21 protein-coding genes and 1 tRNA gene are annotated in these 24,250 nt (G+C 72.3%); 11 read left to right on the forward strand and 11 right to left on the reverse strand.

Annotated elements, in window-relative coordinates:
- Window position 1 precedes the first annotated feature (1 nt).
- From ACFV46_RS18830 to ACFV46_RS18850, 5 genes are all read left to right on the forward strand, one after another.
- Window positions 2-1,657: a beta-N-acetylhexosaminidase gene (locus ACFV46_RS18830; RefSeq protein ID WP_385498939.1), complete on the forward strand. Its 1,656-nt coding sequence runs from the start codon at window positions 2-4 to the stop codon at window positions 1,655-1,657.
- 224 nt (window positions 1,658-1,881) lie between these two features.
- Window positions 1,882-2,775: an FAD binding domain-containing protein gene (locus ACFV46_RS18835; protein ID WP_376726791.1), complete on the forward strand. Its 894-nt coding sequence runs from the start codon at window positions 1,882-1,884 to the stop codon at window positions 2,773-2,775.
- The gene (locus tag ACFV46_RS18840) at window positions 2,772-4,235 is read left to right on the forward strand and encodes a 2Fe-2S iron-sulfur cluster-binding protein (protein WP_385498916.1); all 1,464 of its coding nucleotides are present in this window, start codon (window positions 2,772-2,774) and stop codon (window positions 4,233-4,235) included. Before ACFV46_RS18835 ends, ACFV46_RS18840 begins: the two co-directional genes overlap by 4 nt.
- The gene (locus ACFV46_RS18845; RefSeq protein ID WP_385498917.1) at window positions 4,232-6,541 is read left to right on the forward strand and encodes a xanthine dehydrogenase family protein molybdopterin-binding subunit; all 2,310 of its coding nucleotides are present in this window, start codon (window positions 4,232-4,234) and stop codon (window positions 6,539-6,541) included. The genes ACFV46_RS18840 and ACFV46_RS18845 overlap by 4 nt, the downstream gene beginning before the upstream one ends.
- Window positions 6,542-6,805: 264 nt before the next feature.
- The gene (locus ACFV46_RS18850) at window positions 6,806-7,993 is read left to right on the forward strand and encodes an SUKH-4 family immunity protein (RefSeq protein WP_385498918.1); all 1,188 of its coding nucleotides are present in this window, start codon (window positions 6,806-6,808) and stop codon (window positions 7,991-7,993) included.
- A gap of 143 nt (window positions 7,994-8,136) precedes the next feature.
- Here ACFV46_RS18850 and ACFV46_RS18855 read toward each other — a convergent pair whose 3' ends face one another.
- The 6 genes from ACFV46_RS18855 to ACFV46_RS18880 all read right to left on the reverse strand — a co-directional run bounded on the left by ACFV46_RS18855 (window position 8,137) and on the right by ACFV46_RS18880 (window position 12,507).
- The gene (locus ACFV46_RS18855; protein ID WP_385498919.1) at window positions 8,137-9,366 is read right to left on the reverse strand and encodes an LPXTG cell wall anchor domain-containing protein; all 1,230 of its coding nucleotides are present in this window, start codon (window positions 9,364-9,366) and stop codon (window positions 8,137-8,139) included.
- Between the two features lie 169 nt (window positions 9,367-9,535).
- Window positions 9,536-10,192, reverse strand: a complete 657-nt coding sequence (locus tag ACFV46_RS18860; RefSeq protein ID WP_385498920.1) for a hypothetical protein — start codon at window positions 10,190-10,192, stop codon at window positions 9,536-9,538.
- Between the two features lie 165 nt (window positions 10,193-10,357).
- The gene (locus tag ACFV46_RS18865; protein WP_361924483.1) at window positions 10,358-10,630 is read right to left on the reverse strand and encodes a hypothetical protein; all 273 of its coding nucleotides are present in this window, start codon (window positions 10,628-10,630) and stop codon (window positions 10,358-10,360) included.
- A gap of 21 nt (window positions 10,631-10,651) precedes the next feature.
- The gene (locus ACFV46_RS18870; RefSeq protein WP_385498921.1) at window positions 10,652-11,338 is read right to left on the reverse strand and encodes a DUF6313 family protein; all 687 of its coding nucleotides are present in this window, start codon (window positions 11,336-11,338) and stop codon (window positions 10,652-10,654) included.
- A gap of 309 nt (window positions 11,339-11,647) precedes the next feature.
- On the reverse strand, window positions 11,648-11,932 hold the full coding sequence (locus ACFV46_RS18875; protein WP_385498922.1) for a hypothetical protein: 285 nt from the start codon (window positions 11,930-11,932) through the stop codon (window positions 11,648-11,650).
- A 500-nt stretch (window positions 11,933-12,432) separates the two neighbouring features.
- Window positions 12,433-12,507 (reverse strand) — tRNA-Cys (locus ACFV46_RS18880).
- A gap of 221 nt (window positions 12,508-12,728) precedes the next feature.
- On the opposite strand from ACFV46_RS18880, the gene ACFV46_RS18885 reads away from it, so the two are divergent.
- From ACFV46_RS18885 to ACFV46_RS18910, 6 genes are all read left to right on the forward strand, one after another.
- Window positions 12,729-14,183, forward strand: a complete 1,455-nt coding sequence (locus ACFV46_RS18885; RefSeq protein WP_385498923.1) for an MFS transporter — start codon at window positions 12,729-12,731, stop codon at window positions 14,181-14,183.
- Window positions 14,184-14,360: 177 nt separating this feature from the next.
- The gene (locus ACFV46_RS18890) at window positions 14,361-16,151 is read left to right on the forward strand and encodes a DEAD/DEAH box helicase (RefSeq protein ID WP_361924488.1); all 1,791 of its coding nucleotides are present in this window, start codon (window positions 14,361-14,363) and stop codon (window positions 16,149-16,151) included.
- A gap of 383 nt (window positions 16,152-16,534) precedes the next feature.
- A complete protein-coding gene (locus ACFV46_RS18895) occupies window positions 16,535-17,176 on the forward strand; it encodes an IclR family transcriptional regulator (RefSeq protein ID WP_055624649.1) in 642 nt (213 codons plus the stop codon).
- Between the two features lie 72 nt (window positions 17,177-17,248).
- Window positions 17,249-18,031, forward strand: a complete 783-nt coding sequence (locus ACFV46_RS18900) for a chorismate synthase (RefSeq protein WP_385498924.1) — start codon at window positions 17,249-17,251, stop codon at window positions 18,029-18,031.
- Window positions 18,028-19,137 carry an o-succinylbenzoate synthase gene (gene menC, locus ACFV46_RS18905; protein WP_385498925.1) on the forward strand — a complete coding sequence of 370 codons (1,110 nt, stop codon included), beginning with the start codon at window positions 18,028-18,030 and terminating at the stop codon, window positions 19,135-19,137. Before ACFV46_RS18900 ends, menC begins: the two co-directional genes overlap by 4 nt.
- A 101-nt stretch (window positions 19,138-19,238) precedes the next feature.
- Window positions 19,239-20,030 (forward strand): S16 family serine protease, encoded by a 792-nt coding sequence (locus tag ACFV46_RS18910; protein WP_361924496.1) that lies wholly within the window; start codon window positions 19,239-19,241, stop codon window positions 20,028-20,030.
- Between the two features lie 11 nt (window positions 20,031-20,041).
- On the opposite strand, the gene ACFV46_RS18915 is transcribed toward ACFV46_RS18910, so the two are convergent.
- The 5 genes from ACFV46_RS18915 to ACFV46_RS18935 are packed head-to-tail and all read right to left on the reverse strand — an operon-like array spanning window position 20,042 to window position 24,250.
- Window positions 20,042-21,001, reverse strand: coding sequence for a glycine betaine ABC transporter substrate-binding protein (locus ACFV46_RS18915; protein ID WP_376726783.1), 960 nt, complete (start codon window positions 20,999-21,001; stop codon window positions 20,042-20,044).
- 35 nt (window positions 21,002-21,036) lie between these two features.
- Entirely contained in the window at window positions 21,037-21,867 is an 831-nt protein-coding gene (locus ACFV46_RS18920) for an ABC transporter permease (RefSeq protein WP_376726782.1), read from the reverse strand.
- Window positions 21,864-23,102 carry a betaine/proline/choline family ABC transporter ATP-binding protein gene (locus tag ACFV46_RS18925; protein ID WP_361924500.1) on the reverse strand — a complete coding sequence of 413 codons (1,239 nt, stop codon included), beginning with the start codon at window positions 23,100-23,102 and terminating at the stop codon, window positions 21,864-21,866. The genes ACFV46_RS18920 and ACFV46_RS18925 overlap by 4 nt, the downstream gene beginning before the upstream one ends.
- Window positions 23,095-23,742, reverse strand: coding sequence for an ABC transporter permease (locus tag ACFV46_RS18930; RefSeq protein WP_361924502.1), 648 nt, complete (start codon window positions 23,740-23,742; stop codon window positions 23,095-23,097). The genes ACFV46_RS18925 and ACFV46_RS18930 overlap by 8 nt, the downstream gene beginning before the upstream one ends.
- Window positions 23,743-23,770: 28 nt before the next feature.
- Window positions 23,771-24,250: an Lrp/AsnC family transcriptional regulator gene (locus tag ACFV46_RS18935; RefSeq protein ID WP_283293047.1), complete on the reverse strand. Its 480-nt coding sequence runs from the start codon at window positions 24,248-24,250 to the stop codon at window positions 23,771-23,773.

The raw sequence follows: 24,250 nt of genomic DNA on the forward strand, positions 1-24,250 counted from the left end.
TCTGACTTCCGCGAGGGAACTGATTCCGGCGCCGCGCGTGGCCGAGGGCCCGGGAGGCGGCCCCGGAGAGGCACCGGGGGAGCGCACCCTCACCCTCGACGCGGACACCACCCTGTGGGCGGCCGACGGCACCGGCACCACGGAACGCTGGCTGCGCGCCACCCTCGGCGCGGCGTTCGGCCTGCCCCTGCGACCTGGGTCGCCGGACGCGCCGGGCGCCGTCAGGCTGCTGCTCGACGGCACCCTGGACGCGGAGGCGTACCGGCTCACCGCCGGCCCGGACGGCGGCGTGGAGATCCGCGGAGGCGACGGCGCCGGCGTCTTCTGGGGCGCCCAGACCCTGCGTCAGCTCCTCGGCCCCGACGCGTTCCGCCGCGCCCCGATCCGGCCCGGCGCCCTTCCCGTCCTCGCGCCCGGGACCGTCGAGGACGCCCCCCGATTCCGCTGGCGCGGCCTCATGCTCGACGTGGCACGGCACTTCATGCCCAAGGACGGCGTCCTGCGCTACCTGGACCTGATGGCCGCCCACAAACTCAACGTCTTCCACTTCCATCTGACGGACGACCAGGGCTGGCGCGTCGAGATCAGGAAGTACCCGGGGCTCACCGGGACCGGGTCCTGGCGGGCGCGCACCAAATTCGGCCACCGCGCCTCCCCGCTCTGGGAGGAGAAGCCGCACGGTGGCTTCTACACCCAGGACGACATCCGGGAGATCGTGGCGTACGCCGCCGAGCGGCATATCACCGTCGTCCCGGAAATCGACGTCCCCGGCCACTCGCAGGCCGCGATCGCCGCGTACCCGGAACTCGGCAACACCGACGTCGTCGACACCAGCGCCCTCTCCGTCTGGGACTCCTGGGGGATCTCCCCGAACGTACTCGCCCCCACCGACACCACCCTGCGCTTCTACGAGGGGGTGTTCGAGGAAGTCCTGGAACTGTTCCCGGGCGAGTTCGTGCATGTCGGCGGTGACGAATGCCTCAAGGACCAGTGGCGGGGCTCACCCGCCGCGCAGGAACGCATCCGGGAACTCGGCCTGAAGGACGAGGACGGTCTCCAGGCGTGGTTCATCGGCCATTTCGACCGGTGGCTGTCCGCGCGCGGGCGCCGGCTCATCGGCTGGGACGAGATCCTCGAGGGCGGACTCGCGCCGGGTGCCGCCGTGTCGTCCTGGCGCGGCTACGCGGGCGGCGTCGCGGCGGCCCGCGCGGGCCACGACGTCGTCATGTGCCCCGAGCAGCAGGTGTACCTGGACCACCGGCAGGACGCGGGCGCCGACGAGCCGGTGCCGATCGGGTACGTGCGCACCCTGGAGGACGTCTACCGGTTCGAGCCGGTGCCCGGGGAGTTGACGCCCGAGGAGTCCCGGCACGTGCTCGGCACGCAGGCCAACGTGTGGACCGAGGTGATGGAGGACGCCGGGCGCGTCGACTACCAGGTGTTCCCGCGGCTGGCCGCCTTCGCCGAGGTCGCCTGGAGCGGCCTGCCCGCCCCGGCCGAGCGGGACTTCGCCGGTTTCGAGCGGCGGATGACGGCCCACTACGCGCGCCTGGACGCCCTCGGCGTCGCCTACCGGCCGCCGGCCGGGCCCCGGCCCTGGCAGCGGCGCCCCGGGGTGCTGGGCCGTCCCATCGACGGACCGCCACCGAACAGATGAGGGAAAAACCGGCGACGGGTCACCGAAGAGTGTCAATCGGCACTCATCGGTGAAGCCGTCCCAAATCGGACCATCTCCCCGATGAGGTGGGCGAATGCCTCCTAGCGGACCCGTGTCCGCGTGCCCTGGGAAGATGTGCCAGAGTTGCCACGTCCGCCCTGTCAGCACGTACCGTACGGCAACACAGGTGGGACCAGGTGGGGCAGCGGGAAGGGGCAGCCGGTTTGACCACGCACGCACCGCAGGCGGCGCAGGCCGTCACGCTGCCCACGACGCTGGACGAGGCCGTGGCGGCGCTCACCGCCATGCCCGCGGCCGTGCCCGTCGCGGGCGGCACCGACCTCATGGCCGCCGTCAACTCCGGGCAGCTGCGGCCCGCGGCCCTCGTCGGCCTCGGCAAGATCACCGAGATCCGCGGCTGGCAGTACCAGGACGGCCACGCCCTGCTCGGCGCCGGACTCACCCACGCGCGGATGGGCCGCCCCGACTTCGCCGCCCTGATCCCGGCGCTCGCGGCCGCCGCGCGCGCCGCCGGCCCGCCGCAGATCCGCAACGCCGGCACCCTCGGCGGCAACGTGGCCTCCGCGTCCCACACCGGTGACGCGCTGCCGGTCCTCGCCGCCCTGGAGGCGACCCTGATCATCGCGGGCCCGGGCGGGGCCCGCCGCGAGATCCCCGTGTCGCACCTGCTGGCGGGCGTGGACACGCTGCGCGCCGGTGAACTCATCGGCTACGTGCGCGTGCCGCTGCTGCACGCCCCGCAGGTCTTCCTCAAGGCCACCGGCCGCACCGGCCCCGGGCGGGCCCTCGCGTCCGTCGCGGTCGTCCTCGACCCGGCCCGGCGCGGCATCCGCTGCGCGGTCGGCGCCATAGCGCCGATGCCGCTGCGGCCCCTGGAGGCCGAGCAGTGGGTCGCCCAGCTGATCGACTGGGACAACAGCCGCGCGATCGTCCCCGAGGCCCTGCAGGCCTTCGGCGAGTACGTCGCCGCGGCCTGCATCCCCGACCCCGCCCCGGCCGAGGACGGGACCGTGACCCAGCATCCGCCCGCCGTTCTGCACCTGCGGCGCACCGTCGCCGCGCTGGCCCGACGAGCACTGGGGAGGGCGCTGTCGTGACCGACGACCGGCACGGAGAGGGCGCGCCCCGCGGCAACGGCCGCTGGGACCCGCTGCCCCAGGGCGAGTACGACGACAGCGCCACGGCCTTCGTGGAGCTGCCCGAAGGCGGCATCGACGCCCTCCTCGCCTCCTCCGACAGCCCGCTCGCCGCCCCCGGCCAGGGGTACGTGCCGCCGCGGATCACCGCCGCGCCCGGCACCACCGACCCGGCCGCCCCCGGCGGCTGGCCCGCCGCGGGCACGCCCGGCGAGGGCGGCGGGTGGCCCGACCCGAACGCCGCGCCCCAGGACAGCGGCGACCGGTTCACGTACAACCCCGCGGCCACCCAGCAGTGGAACCTCCCGGACGCCCAGAGCCGGCCGCCCGGGCAGGACGTCACCGGGCAGTGGTCGATCCCGCTCGCCGGAGGTGACCTTCCGGACGAGTCGGGCGAGTTCACCACCTCCTCCCTCGTCGAGCAGTGGGGCGGCGGCGCCCCGGCCACACTGCCGGGCGGCGCCCCCGCCCCGTGGGCGCCCCAGGCGCCCGAGCAGCCCTGGGAGCGGCCCGCGGCACCCGGCGAGCCCCTGGCCGACGACCCGGGCGACGCCCGCGCGTCCGCCCCCGGGCAGCGGTCCGCGCCCGACCCCGCAGAGGCCGCCGAGAACGCCGCGCACGCCGCCCAGGCCGCCCGTGAGGCGGGCGAGGCGGCCGCGGCCGCAGAGGACGCCCAGGACGCCGCGGAGGCCGCCCAGAGCCCCGCGGAGCCCTCCGCCGACCCCGTCGCGAGCGACACCGACGGCGCCCGCGACGAGGAGCCCGGCGAGACGCCCCCGCCCACCGGCGAGGAACACCCCCTCGCCTCCTACGTCCTGCGCGTCAACGGCGTCGACCGGCCCGTCTCCGACGCCTGGATCGGCGAGTCGCTGCTGTACGTGCTGCGCGAGCGGCTCGGCCTCGCGGGCGCCAAGGACGGCTGCTCGCAGGGCGAGTGCGGCGCCTGCAACGTCCAGGTCGACGGCCGGCTCGTCGCGTCCTGCCTGGTCCCGGCCGTGACCGCCGCCGGCAGCGAGGTGCGCACCGTCGAGGGGCTCGCCGAGGACGGGCATCCCTCCGACGTGCAGCGCGCGCTCGCCCGCTGCGGCGCCGTCCAGTGCGGCTTCTGCGTACCGGGCATGGCGATGACCGTGCACGACCTGCTGGAGGGCAACCCGGCCCCGAACGAGCTGGAGACCCGCCAGGCCCTGTGCGGCAACCTCTGCCGCTGCTCCGGCTACCGGGGCGTCGTCCGGGCCGTCCAGGAGGTCGTCGCCGAACGCGCGGCCCACGTGGCCGAGGCCCCCGACGGGGACGAGGACGAGCCGCGCATCCCGCACCAGGCGGGCCCGGGAGCCGGCGGCGTCCACGCCTCGGCGTTCGAGGCACCCGGCGCCATGGGACCGCATGACCCGTACGGCCAGGACGGAGGCCAGGCGTGAGCAACGAAGCCGCCACCGCGACCACCGCCGCGGAGGCAGCCCCCGCCCCCGAGCAGGTCCCGCACGGCCTCGGCGCCTCCCTGCCGGCCGCCGACGCCCGCGCCAAGACCGAGGGCACCTTCCCGTACGCGGCCGACCTGTGGGCCGAGGGCCTGCTCTGGGCGGCCGTCCTGCGCTCCCCGCACCCGCACGCGCGCATCACGTCCATCGACACCTCCCACGCGCGGGAGATGCCCGGCGTCCGCGCCGTCGTCACCCACGAGGACGTCCCCGGCAGCCCGCTGCTCGGCCGCGGCCGGGCCGACCGGCCCGTCTTCGCCTCCGACGTCGTACGCCACCACGGCGAGCCCATCGCCGCCGTGGCCGCCGACCACCCCGACACCGCCCGCCTGGCCGCCGCCGCCGTCATCGTCGAGTACGAGGTGCTCGACCCGGTGACCGACCCCGAGCAGGCCTTCGAGGCCGAGCCGCTGCACCCCGACGGCAACCTGATCCGGCACATCCCGCTGCGCCACGGCGACCCCGACGCGGCCGGCGACATCGTCGTCGAGGGCCTGTACCGCATCGGACGCCAGGACCCGGCCCCCATCGGCGCCGAGGCCGGACTCGCCGTGCCCCGCCCCGACGGGGGCGTGGAGCTCTACCTCGCCTCCACCGACCCGCACACCGACCGCGACCGCGCCGCCGCCTGCTTCGGCCTGGAGCCCGAGCGCGTCAAGGTCGTCGTCACCGGCGTCCCCGGCGCCACCGCCGACCGCGAGGACCAGGGCTTCCAGCTGCCCCTCGGGCTGCTCGCGCTCAAGACCGGTTGCCCGGTGAAGCTCACCGCCACCCGCGAGGAGTCCTTCCTCGGCCACACCCACCGGCACCCCACCCTGCTGCGCTACCGCCACCACGCGGACGCCGACGGCAAGCTGGTCAAGGTCGAGGCGCAGATCCTGCTGGACGCCGGCGCCTACGCCGACACCTCCTCCGAGGCGCTGGCCGCCGCGGTCGCCTTCGCCTGCGGCCCGTACGTCGTCCCCAACGCCTTCATCGAGGGCTGGGCCGTACGCACCAACAACCCGCCCTCCGGCCATGTGCGCGGCGAGGGCGCCATGCAGGTGTGCGCCGCGTACGAGGCGCAGATGGACAAGCTGGCCAAGAAGCTCGGCGTGGACCCGGCCGAACTGCGCCTGCGCAACGCGCTCGCCACCGGCGACGTCCTGCCGACCGGCCAGACCGTCACCTGCCCGGCCCCGGTCGCCGAACTGCTCCAGGCCGTACGGGACCACCCGCTTCCGCCGCTGCCCAAGGACACCCCCGAGGACGAGTGGCTGCTGCCCGGCGGCCCCGAGGGTGCGGGCGAACCAGGCGCCGTGCGCCGGGGCGTGGGCTACGGCCTCGGCATGGTGCACATGCTCGGCGCCGAGGGCGCCGACGAGGTGTCCACGGCCACCGTGAAGGTCCACGACGGCGTCGCGACGGTGCTGTGCGCCGCCGTGGAGACCGGTCAGGGCTTCACCACGCTCGCCCGCCAGATCGTCCAGGAGACCCTGGGCGTCGACGAGGTGCACGTGGCACCGGTCGACACCGACCAGCCCCCGGCCGGAGCGGGCTGCCGCGGCCGGCACACCTGGGTGTCCGGCGGCGCCGTCGAGCGGGCCGCCAAGATGGTCCGCACCCAGCTGCTGCAACCCCTGGCGCACAAGTTCGGCATGTCCACCGAGCTGCTCCAGATCACCGACGGCAAGATCACCTCGTACGACGGCGTCCTGTCGACCACCGTCACCGAGGCGCTGGAGGGCAAGGAGCTGTGGGCCACGGCCCAGTGCCGGCCCCACCCGACCGAGCCGCTGGACGGCGCCGGCCAGGGCGACGCGTTCGTGGGCCTGTCCTTCTGCGCGATCCGCGCGGTCGTCGACGTGGACATCGAGCTGGGCTCGGTGCGCGTGGTCGAGCTGGCGCTCGCCCAGGACGTCGGCCGGGTGCTCAACCCCGCCCAGCTGGAGGCGCGCATCGAGGCGGGCGTCACGCAGGGCGTGGGCATAGCGCTCACGGAGAACCTGCGTTCCGCGCGCGGGCTGATCCGCCACCCCGACCTGACCGGTTACGCGCTGCCCACTGCGCTGGACGCCCCCGACATCCAGATCGTGAAGCTGGTCGAGGAGCGGGACGTCGTCGCGCCGTTCGGCGCCAAGGCGGTGAGCGCGGTGCCGGTGGTGACGTCGCCCGCGGCCGTCGCCTCGGCCGTGCGCGCCGCGACCGGCCGCCCGGTGAACCGCCTGCCGATCCGCCCCCAGGCGGCGGTCGTCCACACCCGGTGACCGGGCCCGGCGCAGGCGCCGCCGGGCCCGGGTCGGACGTGAATCCTGCATGAACCGGCCGCGAATTCGGCGCGTTGTGGGAACGTACCCGGGGTGCTCCGGCGTCTACTGAGGTGAAGCGCTCTCCGTGGCCGTGCCACGCCCGGTGCGATGTCAGTGGTGGCGCGTAGTGTTCTGGGCAGTGGGGACGACGGCCGGATGCGGTGGCCGGCCGGACAGGCGTGTCGTGCCCAGGGGCGGTGAGCAAGCGCATGCGGGGGAGCCATGAGCACGACGATCACGACCCAGGCGGGTGACCGGACGATCACCCTGTCCGAGCCCGAACTCGACCCTTATGTCACCCACGCGTCCACGCGGCGCTGGCTGACCGGCCCAGGACTCCCCGGCGGCAACTCGGTGCTGAGCTTCGCCGAGCTGTCCCGCGCCGGCCTGCGCACGGTCGCCGACTCCACCGGGGACGCGGGCAGGCTCGCGTCCGGGCTGCGCGACCAGCTGGTGATAGGCGGACTGCTCGGCCCCGGCGGCCGGGAGACCGAGTCCGTCCTCCTCGACGGCGCGACCGGCGAGGTCTCCACGACCCATCTGCTGCACGACCGGCCCGACCTGATGGACCGCCGCGCCCTGGCGCCCTCCCTGCGCACCCTGGTCCGCTTCGCCGAGGCCACGGACGAACTGGCGGGCCTGCGCGGCCAGTTCGCCTCCTACGCCGGGCGGTACGGCACCAAGGCGGTCGCGGAGGCGTCCCGGCATCTGCTGTCGGTGTTCGAGGAGGGCACGGACGGCGAGCCCGCCCCGTTCTGGAAGATGGCGGCGCTGATCCGGCCGCTGGCGCTCGTCGCGGGCCGCGCCGGGCAGTCCGGGCTGGCGCTGGACCTGCCGCCGCGGCTGCTGGACGAGGAGTTCGGCCGGCGCGCGGTCGTCCGCTTCGAGGAGGTCGACTTCCCGGCCGCCCTCGGCCACGAGCCGACCCGCCGCTTCCTGCGCGAAGTGGGCCTGCCCGAGGGCGGATTCCTGTTCACCCTGGACACGGACGCGCCGCTGGCCACCCTGGACGAGTACGACGCCGAGTGCGACGCCCCGGCCGAACTGCCGCTGTGCGCCGAGTTCTTGATCCGTCTCGGTGATCTCGCGGAGGACGACAGCCTCGTCCTCGACGGCATGACCGGCGCGGTCCTGCACTGGAGCGAGCGCGAGGCGCGCCTGTACCCGCTGAACACGGACGTCTCGACGCTCGCCTTCACCCTCTGGCTGCTGCACCGCGAGCGGGCGATCGACGCGGCGTCGAACCACGCGCTGACGACCGCCACCTACGACCAGCTGGCGATGACGATGCTCCAGGTCCTGTCCACGGTCGACCCGACGGGCACCGCCGGGGACGGCGCTGCCCGCCACTACTGGACCGAGGCGTTCCAGGACGAGACGGTCGGCGTCCTGGAGTCCTGCGCCCGTTAGCTCGACTCGGCGGCGCGACGCCGGCGGACGGCCAGAAAGAAGCTTTCACGCCGACTTGGCCGTCGGCGTACCGGAGCCCTGAGCCCCGGCCGACTCGACGCGGGTTGCTCCCGGGACCGACAGCCCCGGGAGCGGGTGCCCCGTCAGGCGGCGTCGGATCCGGCGGCGCGACGCCTGCGCACGGCCAGGAAGAGGCCGGCGCCCAGGGCCGCGGCGGCGGCAGCGGCGCCCGCGATCAGGGGGGTGCCGTCCGAGCCGGTGCTCGCGAGGTTCCCGTCGACGGAACCGGTCGTGGAGCCGCCTGTGGATGCCCCCCCGTTGCTGCTGCCGGAGCCGCCGGTGGTCTGCCCGGACGGGTCGTTGCCGCCACCGGTGGAGCCGCCGTCGGCGGAGCCGCCCCCGGTCGAAGGCGAGCCGGAGGGCGTCGGCTCGGGCTCGTTGTCGGTCGGGATGGCGACGCGGATGACGTCCTTGTCGTTGGCGGGGTTCTTGTCGAAGGCGGGGTGGATGTCGTACACCGACGTCGCCTTCACCTCACCCGTCGTCGTCTTCGTGTTCTTGCCGATCTCCAGCATGAACGTGAACAGCGCCTCCTCGCCGACGTCGAGCGTGTTGTCGTCCGGCTGGCAGACGTACGTCGACTTGCCCGGCGTCCCACCCGGCCCGTTCGGACCGTCGATGCCGAACGGCGCGCACGCCTTCGGCACCGTGGAGGCGGTGGTGCCCTTGGGGATGCGGACCATCAGCGCCGTCTGGTCGTCGCTCACCTGGTTCTGGATCCAGCCGGGCCCGTCGTTGCGCAGCCGCACGGTGATCGACTGCCGGTCGCCCGCCAGGGCCTCGGTGTCCTCCCCGACGGCCGCCAGGTCGGCCGAGCTGTCCGCCGTCAGCGTGAGCCGGCGGTGGCTGTCGTCGTACCCCTCGCCCGGGGCCTCACCGGTGGCGGAGGTGCCGTACTCGACGGCCTCCATCAGGGCCTTGGGCAGCGCCTTGAACCGCACGGGCGTCTCGATGGAGGCGCCCGGCTCGATGACTTCGTCGATCTCGCACAGCGCCTGACGGACCTGGTCCTCGACAGTCGTGTAGGTGCAGCCCGGCACCTGCGACGGGAAGTCCAGCCCACGGGTCAGCCGGACCCGGAAGGTGAGTCCGTCCGCGGCGGCGGTGCCCTTGTTGGTGACGACGACGTTCTCGTCGTACACCTCGCCCGGCTCGGGAGACGTCTCGGGCAGCTCCGATATGACCAGATCGGCCGCACCCTCCTCCGCATACGCCGAGGGAGCGGCGAGCACGGGAACGGCGGCGGCGATCGCGGCGGCGGCCACGAGGGCGGCCGAGGTACGAAGGTGCGAGGTGCGGATGCGCTGGCGCACGGGTGGGTCTCCTCGGTGAACAGAAAGCACGGCCGGCCGAGGCCAGAACCCCGACACCAAGACGACCCCCGGCGGCGGCGGAGGGTTGTGCTCCTGTTTGGGGAGGGACGGGGGAGGAGTTGTGGGGCGCCGGTCCGGCCGACGTGGCCGCGAGCGTCCGGAAGCTTCCTCAGCTCAAATGAATGTTGGGGTGTGCCGGTTGGCGCTCGGCGCCGCGCATGAGCTCGAGCACACGTTCATGCGTGTCGCCGACTCGGTCCACGACACGTAACCGCACATACACATCTCTGACCTCTGCCATTGCCGCCTCGGTAAACCACCCCACATATAAGCGCCTGTCGGCTGTGATGGGCTGACCAGGGCTGATGAGGTTCAGATGGAAATGGGAGCCGCTTGTCAGCCCCCGTCCTTCCATGGCAGAAGTCGCATATTCCGTGCTCGTCCACCTGCCCGAGTCAGAGACGGGATCCCCGGTGAGGACGACCTGATAACCGACGTCGGACACCGTGCACGAATCCTGTGCGCCATTCACTGCGTAGCAGATCCAGGCCAGCCGACCGGCCGGAGCAGCATCGGCGGTGACACGACCGAACCAGCCGATGCTCGGCCTGACCGCGCGCGCGTACTGCCCTCGTGCAAGTATCGCTCCAGTCGTCCCCAGGACGGCGGTAGTGGCGCTCTGAACGTCCAGCAACTGAGGCAACTCGTCTTGTTGATTCGACCAGATGACGGCGTATATCAGCAGACCGAAGGCGACAGCTGCCACGGCGATCAGTGCTCGTGAATAGGGTGTGCTGCGTCGAACAACCCGTTGATCGGTGTCCACATTTCCCCCTCGACACTTCTGGTCCTGCTAGTGACGGGACAGGCTTGGGCCGGTGTCTCCGAGCCACGGGACACCGGCGCTTGAAGCGCGGCGAACCAGAGGACTAGCTGTGTCGGACGGGCAGAAACATGGCATCCCTTGACTCAGGCCGGACGGGGCTCATGGTCAGCCCCGTTGCGAGGGCGCACGCCAGGTCCGTGTCGTGCCACGTACCTCAGCGGCCGCGAGGACGTCGTCCGGTACCTGCTGCTCGCCGGATGCCCTGGCCAGATCCAGGTACATGAGAGCTGCTGCTGAACTACCGAGCTCAGTTCCATGCCCCTCGACCCCCCAGCGGGCGAGGTGGCGCGCCCCGGCGTCGAGGCCGTCCTCGGTGGCGTTGGGAAAGATTTCGCTCAGGGCGGCGCGGGCGATCTCCACGGCGCTTCGTGTCTGCATCGGAACCGTCCTTCCGGAGGGTCATGGTTGGTTGGCGCGTGCCGTGCACACGAGGCACTTGTCCTGGTATCCGGTCATGAACATCACGGCGCGGGCGAAGCTCTCGGCGGATTCGAGTGCTTCGTTGCGGTCCAGCTCCGCGAGTTCAACCGTGCAGAGCACGTCTCGGACGAGGATTTCCCAATGGTCCTGAGCCTTCTTCCAGTCTCCCCAATGAGCCCGCCTCACATAACGGTCCAGAAACTCCTGGTCCTCCGCACTTTTCGCATGGAGCGACTCCAGGAAGGTGATCTTTCCAGGTAGCTTGAAACGGCGTTTGAGGCTTCGCCGTTGGAAGAGGTGATTGGTGGCGATGTCTTTGACCCGCTGCATCCGGGCCGCGATGACATGACCTGCCACGCCACCGATCAAGGCAGGTACCAGCAACCAGCCCAGTATCGACGCGCCCCAGGCGACTGCGTGCGCGGGCGGGTCGACGAGTGTGAACACCCGATAGATGCCGCTCCAGCCCGTCTCGGATCGGCTGGCACCCAGCACCCAGACGACGCCGATGATCAGGGCGATCGGGACACCCCAGTCGATGAACCATTGGGTGACGCCCGACAAGGCCTTGCGTGAGCGGAACGTACGACGTAGCCACACCACCGCGGACTGCCCTTGCAGCGGGTGCAGGGACGGCGGCAGAGGCGGCTGAGGCGGTACCGACAACGGCGCCCTCCTCGAGAGTGACAGGGCTCGGTCACCGCATGTGACGCCTGCATGCTCTTCGTGGTTGCACGCCGACGGTCAATTACCCGCAGGCCGGGCGCAGAAGCCAGACCCGCCGCGGACGTTGCCAGTGAGCGAACGCACACTGCCTGCATGAGCGCCTCTTCACCCATCGCAACCGATGCGTCCCACACCTCCCCTGCCTGGGTGGAGTCGATGAGGGACCTTTGATCGTCGTCGATGTCTCCCCCCTGGTTGCATGGCGCGGCTGCGCCGAGCGCGGGGTCATGGTCGGAGACGCCACCGCTCCTAGTTCACGGCCTTGCCGCCCAGTAGGCCGACCATGGCGCCGAAGCCGAGGTTCGCGAGCGTGGAGCATGTGTCCATTGCAGACTTCGCAGCCTCCGTGGGCTTCTCCACGAAAATGCCTATATACAGGCTGGCGGCGAGGGTGAGCACGGTAATCACCGTGACGCTGATGAAGACCAACTTGAAATGTGCGCTCACTGTGGTGACGGCTGCGGTATCGGTAGCCGGCGGTGGCGATTGCGGTGCGTCGACGCTCGCGCCCGGGTTGGCCAGGCCGTCACTCATCTGACTCAGCCCTCACGACGCGCTGGGCGCTGTCCTCTGAGGATGTCTGAGGGGCATCCGCTGACGGGGACCTCCTTGCGGACTCGCGCCACTCCCTGAGAAGAGCCTCTGCCTGCGCTTGGCTCAGGTTCGCTGGCCCTCTGATCTCGATAACTCGCGTTCCGTCGGGCTCTTTTACCAGCAGAGACGTCTCTCTGGGTCTCCGGAAAATGGTGCGCAGGATGCTGCGTAGCTTGTCGCTGATCAACAGAGCTGCAGCAGACGCTCCGAACGCGCCAAAGAGCGAGATCCACTCCGGATCCATCCTCACCTCCCCCGTGGCGTGCGTTGGCAACGCCAGGTGCTGATTGTGCTACGCCGCACCCGTTCCGGGGAGCGTTTCGCGTCTAGCACGGTTGAGGGAAGGGAAGCACCTGCAACTGAGACGGGAAGTGAGACGGGTGGCCACAGGGCGGCACCCCGCGGTGGGTGCTGCCCTGTTGTCCTGCCTGGCCGGGCGGTGGAGGCCGTGGCGGGAATCGAACCCGCGTAACTCGCTTTGCAGGCGAGTCCCTGAGCCACTCGGGCACACGGCCGTTCGCAGGTCCGGTGGGCCGGGCCTGGTCGGTGGTTCGACCGTACGGGCGGGGCCCTCCGGGGCTCAAGGGAAGCGCGCTCAGTGCAATGTGACTGCCATGCCGCGTTCATGAAGGGACATGAAGGGGAGGGGGAGCGGGGGGTCGTACGACCAAGGTCCCAGACGCGGTGAGGCCCCCGACAGGGGTCAATGTCGGTCACGGCCCTTACTCTGGCGACCATGACTGCCCTCGAGCCGCGCGACGCCGATGTCGCCAAGACGTCCGCCGTTCCCTCTGCCGCCGTTCCGGAGGAGAGCGTGCTGGGGCGGTCGTACCGGGCGCTCAGTATCGGGATCGTCTCCGTCGTGCTGCTCATCGCCTTCGAGGCGACCGCCGTCGGGACGGCGATGCCGGTCGCCGCGCGCGAGCTGAACGGGGTGTCGCTGTACGCCTTCGCGTTCTCCGGGTACTTCACCACCAGCCTCTTCGGCATGGTCCTGTCGGGTCAGTGGTCCGACCGGCGCGGGCCGCTCGCGCCGCTGACCACCGGCATCGCCGCGTTCGGGGCGGGGCTCCTGCTGTCCGGCACCGCCGGGGCCATGTGGCTGTTCATCCTCGGGCGGGCCGTCCAGGGCCTCGGCGGCGGACTCGTCATCGTCGCCCTGTACGTCGTCGTCGGCCGCGCCTACCCCGAGCGGCTGCGCCCGGCGATCATGGCGGCGTTCGCCGCGAGCTGGGTCGTGCCGTCGATCGTGGGCCCGCTGGCCTCCGGCGCGGTCACCGAGCACCTGGGCTGGCGGTGGGTGTTCGTCGGCATCCCCGTGCTGGTGCTCCTGCCGCTCGCCCTCGCCCTGCCGCAGATACGCCGCCGCGCCGCCGGACCCGTGCCGGGCGCCGGGAGCGACGCCGCCTTCGACCGGCGCCGCATCCGGCTCGCCCTCGCGATCTCCTTCGGTGCCGGGCTGCTGCAGTACGCCGCCCAGGACCTCAGGTGGATCTCCCTCGTCCCCGGCGCCCTGGGCGCCGCGCTCCTCGTGCCCGCCGCGCTCGGCCTGCTCCCGCGCGGCACCTACCGCGCGGCGCGGGGCCTGCCGTCCGTGGTCCTGCTGCGGGGCGTGGCCGCGGGGTCCTTCATCGCGGCCGAGTCCTTCGTGCCGCTGATGCTGGTCACCCAGCGGGGCCTGTCGCCGACGCTCGCCGGGTTCTCGCTCGCGGCCGGCGGAGTCACCTGGGCGCTGGGTTCCTGGGTCCAGTCCCGGCCGCGCGTGGAGCCGTACCGGGAGCGGCTGACGACCGCCGGGATGGTGCTGGTCGCCGCGGCCGTCGCGGCGGCGCCGAGCGTGCTGATCCCGTCCGTGCCCGCCTGGACGCTCGCCGTCGCCTGGGCCTTCGGCTGCTTCGGGATGGGCCTGGTGATCTCCTCCACCAGCGTGCTGCTGCTCAAGCTCTCCGCCCCCGAGGAGGCCGGCACCAACTCCGCCGCCCTCCAGATCTCCGACGCCCTGTCGAACGTCGTCCTGCTCGCGGCGGGCGGCGCCGCCTTCGCCGCGCTGGGCGGCGGCGCGCTGAGCCACGCCCCGCTCGACGCGTCCGGTGCCGGTTCGCACCCGGCGGCGTTCGCGGTGGTGTTCCTGCCGATGGCGGCGGTTGCCCTGGTGGGCGCCTGGGTGACCACCCGGCTCCGGGAGCACTGAGCCCACCCCCCGGGGACCTCTCCCGCTGTGACGTCAGTCCCACCCGCGTGTGACCCGGCCCCGTCCGAGCCGGGCGGGTGCCGGGCCGCCGGTAGGGTGGCCCGGTTGTCATACGCAGGCCGAGCCGCCCGCCCCGCGGACCGGTGCGGCCCTTGAACCGACCCCCGTACGGAGACCGTGACTACCACCGCCGCCTCCTCCCACCACCTTTCCCCCGCCTTCCCCGGACGGGCCCCCTGGGGCACCGCGAGCAAGCTGCGCGCCTGGCAGCAGGGCGCGATGGAGAAGTACATCCAGGAGCAGCCGCGCGACTTCCTCGCGGTCGCCACGCCCGGCGCCGGAAAGACGACCTTCGCCCTCACCCTCGCCTCCTGGCTGCTGCACCACCACGTCGTGCAGCAGGTCACCGTGGTCGCGCCGACCGAGCACCTGAAGAAGCAGTGGGCGGAGGCCGCGGCGCGCATAGGCATCAAGTTGGACCCCGAGTACAGCGCCGGCCCGCTCGGCAAGGACTACCACGGCGTCGCCGTGACGTACGCGGGTGTCGGCGTGCGCCCCATGCTGCACCGCAACCGCGTCGAGCAGCGCAAGACCCTCGTCATCCTCGACGAGATCCACCACGCCGGTGACTCGAAGTCCTGGGGCGAGGCGTGCCTGGAGGCCTTCGAGCCGGCCACCCGCCGGCTCTGCCTGACCGGTACGCCCTTCCGGTCCGACACCAACCCCATCCCGTTCGTCACGTACGAGGAGGGGAACGACGGCATCCGCCGGTCCGCCGCCGACTACACCTACGGCTACGGCTCCGCGCTCTCCGACGGCGTCGTGCGGCCCGTCATCTTCCTCTCCTACAGCGGCAACATGCGCTGGCGCACCAAGGCCGGCGACGAGATCGCCGCCCGCCTCGGCGAGCCGATGACCAAGGACGCCGTGTCCCAGGCGTGGCGCACCGCCCTCGATCCGCGCGGCGACTGGATGCCGTCCGTGCTGCGCGCCGCCGACCAGCGGCTGACCGAGGTGCGCAAGGCGATCCCGGACGCCGGGGCCCTCGTCATCGCCTCCGACCAGGACTCGGCCCGCGCCTACGCCAAGCTGATCCGCGACATCACCGGGCACAAGGCGACCCTCGTGCTGTCCGACGACGCCGGCGCCTCCCGGCGGATCGACGACTTCAGCGGCAGCGACGACCGCTGGATGGTGGCCGTCAGGATGGTGTCCGAGGGCGTCGACGTGCCCCGGCTCGCCGTCGGCGTGTACGCCACCACCATCTCCACGCCGCTCTTCTTCGCGCAGGCCGTCGGCCGTTTCGTACGGTCCAGGCGGCGCGGCGAGACGGCCTCCGTGTTCCTGCCGACCGTGCCCGACCTGCTCACCTTCGCCAACGAGATGGAGGTCGAGCGCGACCACGCCCTCGACAAGCCGAAGAAGGAGGGCGAGGAGGACCCGTACGCCGAGTCCGAGAAGGAGATGGAGGAGGCGAACAAGGAGCAGGACGAGGACACCGGCGAGCAGGACATGCTGCCCTTCGAGGCGCTGGAGTCCGACGCCGTCTTCGACCGGGTCCTCTACGACGGCGCCGAGTTCGGCATGCAGGCCCACCCGGGCAGCGAGGAGGAGCAGGACTACCTCGGCATCCCCGGACTGCTCGAGCCGGACCAGGTGCAGCTGCTGCTGCAGAAGCGGCAGGCCCGGCAGATCGCGCACAGCCGCAAGAAGCCGGACTCCGAGGCCGACCTGCTCGAGCTGCCCGCCGAGCGGCGCCCGGTCGTCTCGCACAAGGAGATGATGGAGCTGCGCAAGCAGCTCAACACGATGGTCTCCGCCTACGTCCACCAGAGCGGCAAGCCGCACGGCGTCATCCACACGGAGCTGCGGCGCGTGTGCGGGGGACCGCCGAGCGCCGAGGCGACGGCCGGACAGCTGCGCCAGCGGATCGCCAAGGTGCAGGAGTGGGCCACCCGGATGCGGTGACCCTTGCGCGCGCCACCGGATGCGGTGACCCCGGCGCGCGCCCGTCCCCGCCTCACGCCCCACCGGACACCGCACGCCCCACCGGACACCGCACGCCCCTCCCGTAACTCGGTGCACCGTACATATACGGGCGAACCCGTGCGGTCCGTACCAGCGCGCGCCCGGATTCTGGACGGAGCCTTCCGCTCAGCGAACCGGCTTCGCTAATGTCCGCCTACGCACACGCCCCGTGGCAGCGCCGCCGCGGAGCGCAGCCGTGAAGCGACGCGGTCCGGAAGGCCGGACCGCCGGCCGATCGGCGGCCTCTGAAGCGCGTGACCGACGGGACTCGGTGACGCCCGCCGCGACGAGGCCGTCGACCTCACCACTAAGGAGTGGGCGTCGTGACCGCGGAGACCTCTCAGACGCTCGACAGGGGACTGCGCGTCCTCAAGCTGCTGGCCGATACGGACCACGGACTGACCGTCACCGAGCTATCCACCAAACTGGGCGTGAACCGGACCGTCGTGTACCGGCTGCTCGCCACGCTCGAACAGCACGCCCTCGTACGCCGCGACCTCGGTGGCCGCGCCCGCGTCGGGCTCGGTGTGCTGCGGCTCGGCCGCCAGGTGCATCCGCTGGTGCGCGAGGCCGCGCTGCCCGCGCTGCGCTCCCTGGCCGAGGACATAGGCGCGACGGCCCATCTCACGCTCGTGGACGGCTCCGAGGCGCTGGCCGTCGCCGTGGTGGAGCCGACCTGGACCGACTACCACGTGGCCTACCGGGCGGGCTTCCGGCACCCCCTGGACCGCGGGGCCGCGGGCCGCGCCATCCTCGCCGCCCGGAAGCAGCCCCCCGAGGGCCCCGGGTACACCCTGACGCACGGCGAGCTGGAGGCCGGGGCGAGCGGAGCCGCCGCCCCGCTGATCGGGGTCACCGGCGTCGAGGGCAGCGTGGGCGTCGTGATGCTGGCCGACGCCGTACCGGAGCGGGTCGGGCAGCGGGTCGTGGACGCGGCCCGGGAGGTCGCCGAAGCACTCCGCTGACGGACACGGCGGCCGCACGGCATGGCGCGCCGCACTCTAGGCAGCCCCCGCGCCACCTCCGACACTCGTGTCATGACCTCAGTGAGCATCCGCACCGTCCACGACACCGCCGGGTTCGCCGCCGTCGCCGACTACTTCAGTGACGTGTGGCAGACCCCGCGCAGCGCGCCGCCGCTGCTGCCCGAGACGCTGAACAGCCTCGCCCACGCGGGCGGTGCGGTGCACGCCGCGTACGACGGGGAGCGCGTCGTCGGCGGCTGCGTCGCCGTGTTCGGGCCGCCGGCGGCCAGAGAGACGTACTCGCTGCTCGCCGCCGCCGAGCGAGGGCTCGGGCCACGGCTCAAGGAGGCACAGCGGGCGTGGGCGGCGGGGCTCGGGGCGCGCACCATGCGCTGGACCTTCGATCCGCTGGTCGGCCGCAACGCCCGCTTCAACTTCGTCAAGCTGGGCGCCGAGGGCACGGGATACCTCGTCGACTTCTACGGCCCGATGGCCGACGGCGTGAACGACGGTGACGAGAGCGACCGGCTGGAGGTCACCTGGGACCTGACCGGCGACCGGCGCCCGCCCGCCGGAACGACCGCCGACACGACCGCCGCGCGGGAGGCCGCCCCCGTCACCCACCCGGCGCCGGACGGCGGGCCGCTCGCCCGCCGCGACCCCGGGGACCGGTACGTGTGGTGCCGGGTGCCGGACGACGTCGTGGCGTTACGGGCCACGGACGCCGAACGGGCCCTCGGCTGGCGGCGGGCCGTGCGCGAGGTGTTCACCAAGGCGTTCGCCGAGGGGTTCACGGCGACGGACATGTCCCGCGACGGCTGGTACACGCTCACCCGCCGGGAGGACACCCCGTGAAGCTCGAACGCGTCGAATTGGTCCGGGTCGCGATCCCCCTCGTGACCCCGTTCCGTACGTCCTTCGGCACGATGACGACGAAGGACACCTTTCTGCTGCGCGTCGTCACCGACAGCGCCGAGGGCTGGTCGGAGTTCGCCGGCGACCCCGAGCCGCTCTACTGCTCGGAGTTCGTGGCCGGCGCCGAGATCGTGCTGCGGGACGTCCTGCTGCCCCGGGCCGCCGCCCTGCCCGCGCTCACCGCCCCGGCCCTCGGCCCGGCGCTGGGCGGGGTGAAGGGGCACGAGCTGGCGAAGGCGGCCCTGGAGACGGCGGTCCTCGACGCGGAGCTGCGGTCGTACGGCATGTCGCTGGCCACGTATCTCGGGGCGGTGCGCGAGCGGGTGCCCGCCGGGGTGTCCGTCGGGATCCGGCCGACCGTCGGGGAGCTTCTGGACGACGTGGAGGGGTACCTCGCCGAGGGGTACGTGCGGATCAAGCTGAAGATCGAGCCCGGCTGGGACCTGGAGCCGGTCCGCGCGGTACGGGAGCGCTTCGGGGAGGCGGTGCCGCTCCAGGTCGACGCGAACGCCGCCTACACGCTCGCGGACGCCGAGCATCTGCGGCGGCTCGACGCGTTCGGGCTGCTGCTGGTCGAGGAGCCCCTCGTGGGAGGCGACCTGTACGCCCACGCCCGGCTCCAGCAGCGCCTCGCGACACCCGTCTGCCTGGACGAGTCGCTGCACAACGCCCGCGACACCGCGTCCGCGATCGCGCTGGACGCCTGCCGGGCGGTGAACGTGAAGCCGGCCCGGGTCGGCGGCTACCTGGAGGCGCGGCGCGTCCACGACGTGGCGCACGCGCACGGGGTGCCGGTGTGGTGCGGCGGCATGCTGGAGACGGGCATCGGGCGCGCGGCCAACCTGGCCCTGGCGGCACTTCCCGGCTGCACCCTGCCGGGCGACACCTCGGCGTCCGCCCGCTACTTCGCCGAGGACATCACGGAGCCGTTCGTCCTCGCCGACGGCCACCTGCCGGTACCCCGCGGCCCGGGCATCGGCGTCCGTCCCCTGCCGGAGGTGCTACGCCGCTTCACAACGGGCCGCAAGGACCTGTACCGCGCGTGAAACGCCGCCCGCAGGCACCCGCGCGACCCGTAGCCGCCCCTGCCCCCGGGGGGCGCCCCCGCCCCGTCCGGGTCGGCACCGCGCCACGTTAGATTTGACCCGTGCTCTCACGCCTCACGCGCCCCCGGGCCCTCGCCGTCTGTGCGCTGCCGGTGGTGGCTCTGCTCGCCACCGCCGCCTTCGCGCCCCTGCCGTTCTCGTTGACGCAGCCCGGGCTGACGGCGAACGTGCTCGGCGACAACCGGGGCGAGCCGGTCATCACGATCTCCGGGGCGCCGACCCGGGACACCAGCGGCGAGCTGCGCATGACGACGATCGAGGCCACGTCGCCCGACACCACGGTGCGGCTCGGTGACGTGATCGACGCCTGGTTCCGCACCGACCAGGCGGTCATGCCGCGCGACTCGGTCTATCCCAGCGGGCAGAGCACCCGGGAGATCGAGCAGTTCAACACCCGGCAGATGAAGGAGTCCCAGGACGACGCCACCGAGGCCGCCCTGAACTACCTCGACCTCGACGGCAAGGACGTCGAGGTCACCCTAAAGCTCGCGGACGTCGGCGGCCCGAGCGCCGGTCTGCTCTTCTCGCTCGGCATCGTCGACAAGCTCGACGGCGACGGCAGCGGCGGCGACCTCACCGGCGGCCGCACCATCGCCGGCACCGGCACCATCGACGCGAACGGCAAGGTCGGCGCGGTCGGCGGGGTCTCCCTGAAGACGCAGGCCGCCCGCCGGGACGGCGCGACCGTGTTCCTGGTGCCGAAGGACGAGTGCGGCGACGCCAAGGCGGAGCTCCCCGAGGGCCTGCGCCTGGTCCCGGTGACCACCCTGAAGGGCGCGATCGGCGCGCTCGACGCGCTCAGGACGGGCAAGGGCACGGTCCCCGCCTGCTGAGAACGGGAGCGCTACTTCACGAAGCCCTCCTGCTTCAGCCAGTCCAGCGCGACCTGGTGCGGGTCCTCCCCGTCGACGTCCACCCTCGCGTTCAGCTCCTGCGCCACCGCGTTGTCCAGCTTCTTCGTGATCGGGTCCAGGACGTCCGGGATGGCCGGCCACTTCTTCAGGGCCTTGGTGTTGATCATCGGCGCGGCGTTGTAGTTGGGGAAGAAGTGCTTGTCGTCGTCCATCACGACCAGGTGCATCGACTTGATCCGGCCGTCGGTGGTGAAGACCTCGCCGTAGGTGCAACTCCCCTTCGCCGTCTGGGTGTAGATGATTCCGGTGTCCATCTGCGTGATGTTCCGCGACGGCACGTCCATGCCGTACGTCTTCTCCATGCCCCGCAGCCCGTCGGCCCGGTTGGCGAACTCGACCTCCACGCACAGCGTCACCGCGGACGGGTCGGACTTCGACAGGGCGGCCACCTCGGAGAGGGTGTTCGTGCGGTACTTGCGGTGGTTGGCCTGGTTCATGGCCAGCGCGTAGGTGTTGTCCAGCCGGGACGGCGGCAGCCAGGTCACCCCGTTGCCCGCGTCCTCCTTCTTCACCGCCTCCCACTGCTCGTGCGGGTCGACGATCGGATCGCTGTGCCCGAGATACGTGATCCAGGCCGTGCCCGTGTACTCGTACCCGGCGTCCGCCTCCCCCTTCACCACGGCCTCCCGGCTGCCGATGGAGCCCTGGATGCCGGTGCGGTCCACCACCTCGGCACCCGCCGCCTCGAAGGCGATGCCCATGATCGCGCCGAGGATCAGCTGCTCGGTGAACGACTTCGACGTCACCGTCAGCTTGGCGCCCTTCAGCGGTTCGCCCCGCCCGATCGTGCCCGGCTCCACGTCGTCGACCATGGGGGAGCCGCTGGTCAGCCCGCAGGCCGCCGCCGTCATCAGCAGTCCCGCCGCCAGCAGGGCGGCCGGCCGCCTCACCGGTCCGCTCCGGCCCACCGCGCCTCCCACCCGCCTCACAGGTCCAGCCCCCTCGGCCGCAGCAGCACCTCGGCCAGCGACGCCAGCCAGTCCACCAGCAGCGCCAGCGACACGGTGAGGATCGAGCCCAGCACCAGCACCGGCATCCGCTGGTTGGTGATGCCGGCCGTGATCAGCACGCCCAGCCCGCCGCCGCCGCCGAACACCGCGAGGGTCGCCGTACCGACGTTGAGGACGAGGGCCGTGCGCACGCCCGCCAGGATCAGCGGTACCGCCAGCGGCAGTTCCACCCGGGTCAGCACGCCCGCCGGGGACATCCCGATGCCGCGCGCCGCCTCCAGCAGCGTCGGGTCGTTCGCCTTGAGACCGGCGATCGTGTTGGACAGCACCGGCAGGACGGCGTAGATGATGATGCCGATCAGCGCGGCCCTGCGGCCGATGCCCAGCCAGATCACCAGCAGGGCGAGCAGCCCGATCGCCGGGGTCGCCTGGCCCATGTTGGCGAAGGCCAGCGCCACCGGGGTGGCCTTGCGGAAGGCCCGCCGGGTCAGCAGGATGCCCAGCGGGATCGCGATGATCAGTACGAAGAACGTGGAGATCACGGTCAGTTCGATGTGCTCCCACAGGGCCTGCGAGACCTGGCCGTTGGACAGCGCGTTCTCGGAGACCGGGTCGAGGTCGGCCTGCCGGAACCACAGCCAGGTCGCCAGCAGCAGCACCACCAGCATCGCCGGCACGATGGTGAGCTTCTGCCAGCTCAGCTTGCGCGGCGGCCGTCTGGAGGGCGGGGGAGGGGGCGCCTCGTCGTCCTCGGGAACGGGGGGTTCCTCCCGCGCCGGCGCGCCCGGGGCCCGGGGCGTGCTCACGCCTTCTGCCCTTCCGTGCCGCCCTCCTGCTCGGCGTGGGTGACCCCGCTGCGCTGGCCCTCCAGCTCGTGCTGCGCCTCCAGCGCCTCCAGCCGGTCGGCCTCCAGCAGTTCGTGCACGGAGTTGATCAGCGTCTCCATGTCGACGACGCCCGTGTACTCGCCGCGCCGCCCGGTCACCGCGACGCGCCCCGCGTTGTCGGTGAGGACCGCCTCCAGGGCGTCCCGCAGGGTGGCGTCCCGGGTCACGGTGTCGCTGACCAGCGTCCCGGCGCGGGCCAGCGAACCGCGGGCCCGCATCAGGTCGCCGCGCCGCACCCACTTGTAGGGGCGGCGCCGCTTGTCGAGCAGCAGGATCTCGTTGGTGCCGCTGGAGCGCAGCCGGTTGAAGATCTCCTGGAGCGGGTCGTCGACGGTCACCGTCGGGTAGTCGGTGATCTCCACGTCCCGCACCCGGGTCAGGTTCAGCCGCTTCAGCGCCGCGCCAGCGCCGACGAACCCGGAGACGAAGTCGTCGGCCGGGTTGGTGAGGATGGCCTCCGGGGTGTCGAACTGGGCGATGTGGGAGCGTTCGCGCAGCACCGCGATCCGGTCGCCGATCTTGATGGCCTCGTCGAAGTCGTGGGTGACGAACACGATGGTCTTGTGCAGCTCGTGCTGGAGCCGGATCAGCTCGTCCTGGAGGTGGTCCCGGGTGATCGGGTCGACGGCGCCGAACGGCTCGTCCATCAGCAGCACGGGCGGGTCGGCGGCCAGCGCCCGTGCCACGCCGACCCGCTGCTGCTGCCCGCCGGAGAGCTGACGGGGGTAGCGGCCGTGGAACTCGCCGGGGTCGAGGCCCACCAGGTCGAGCAGTTCCTCGACGCGGGAGGCGATCCGGGCCTTGGACCAGCCGATCATCTTCGGTACGAGGCCGATGTTCTGGGCGACCGTCATGTGCGGGAACAGCCCGGCGGACTGGATGGCGTAGCCGAGGCGCCGGCGCAGCTTCACCGGGTCCATGTCGGTGACGTCCTCGCCGCCGATGCGGATACGGCCGCCGGTCGGCTCGATCAGCCGGTTGATCATCTTCAGGGTCGTGGACTTCCCGCACCCGGAGGGCCCGACGAAGATCACGACCTCGCCCGCCCTGATCTCCATGTTCACGTTGTCGACGGCCGGCTGCGGGCTGCCGGGGTAGCGCTTGGTCAGGTTCTCCAGCTCGATGGAGGCACCGTGGTGCTCGCTGTCAGACACGGATCCCCCTGGGAATGGTCAGCCGTCCGAGGACGACGTACGCGGCGTCGAACAGCAGCGCGAGGATGATGATCCCGATGGTGCCCGCGAGCACCTGGTTGAGCGCGTTGGCGCTGCCCAGCGAGGCGAGCCCCCGGAAGATCACGTTGCCGAGGCCGGGGCCGGAGGCGTACGCGGCGATCGCGGCGATGCCCATCAGCATCTGGGTGGCGACCCGGATGCCGGTCAGGATCGGAGGCCAGGCGAGCGGCAGCTCCACCCGCAGCAGCTGCGCGAGCCGGGACATCCCGATCCCGCGGGCCGCGTCCACCAGCGAGGGGTCGACCCCGCGCAGGCCGACGATGCAGTTGCGCACGATCGGCAGCAGTCCGTACAGGGTCAGCGCGATCACCGTCGGCGCCACGCCCAGCCCCACGATCGGGATGAGCAGGCCGATCATGGCGAGCGACGGGATGGTCAGGATGCCCGAGGTGGTCAGCGTGGCCAGGTTCCCCGCCCACTCGCTGCGGTACGTCAGCACCCCGATCAGCACCCCGATGAGGGTCGCCACCACCATGCACTGCAGGACCGCGCTGGCGTGCTGCAGGGCGTCGGCGAACAACTGCTGGTGGCGGTTGCCCAGGTACTCCCAGAAGCTCACGAGGACTCACCCCCAGCTGATCGCGCCGCTAGCCGTGCTCCCGGTCCTCCGCCGCCTGTTCCACCAGCGGGATGACCCGCAGCGGAACGGGGTTCTCCATGACGATCGCGGTGGAGGCCCGGACGATCCCATCGAAACCGACGACCCGGTCGATCACACGTTGAAGATCGGCGTTCGAGCGCGCCACCAGCCGGCACAGCATGTCCCCGGTGCCGGTGGTGGTGTGCAGCTCCAGCACCTCCGGCACGGACGCCAAGTGCGCCCGTACGTCGGCTCCTTGACCCTGCCGGATCTGCAGCGTGGCGAACGCCGTGACCGGGTAGCCGAGGGCCGCCGGATCGACCTCGGGCCCAAAACCGCGGATGACTCCGTTCGACTGAAGACGGTCCAGCCGCGCCTGCGCGGTCCCGCGGGCCACCCCCAGCCGCCGGGACATCTCCAGCACCCCGATCCGCGGCTCGCGCGCCAGCAGCGCGATGATCCGCCCGTCCAGCCGGTCGATCGCCAT

Source organism: Streptomyces sp. NPDC059852, assembly GCF_042731455.1.
GTDB lineage: Bacteria > Actinomycetota > Actinomycetes > Streptomycetales > Streptomycetaceae > Streptomyces.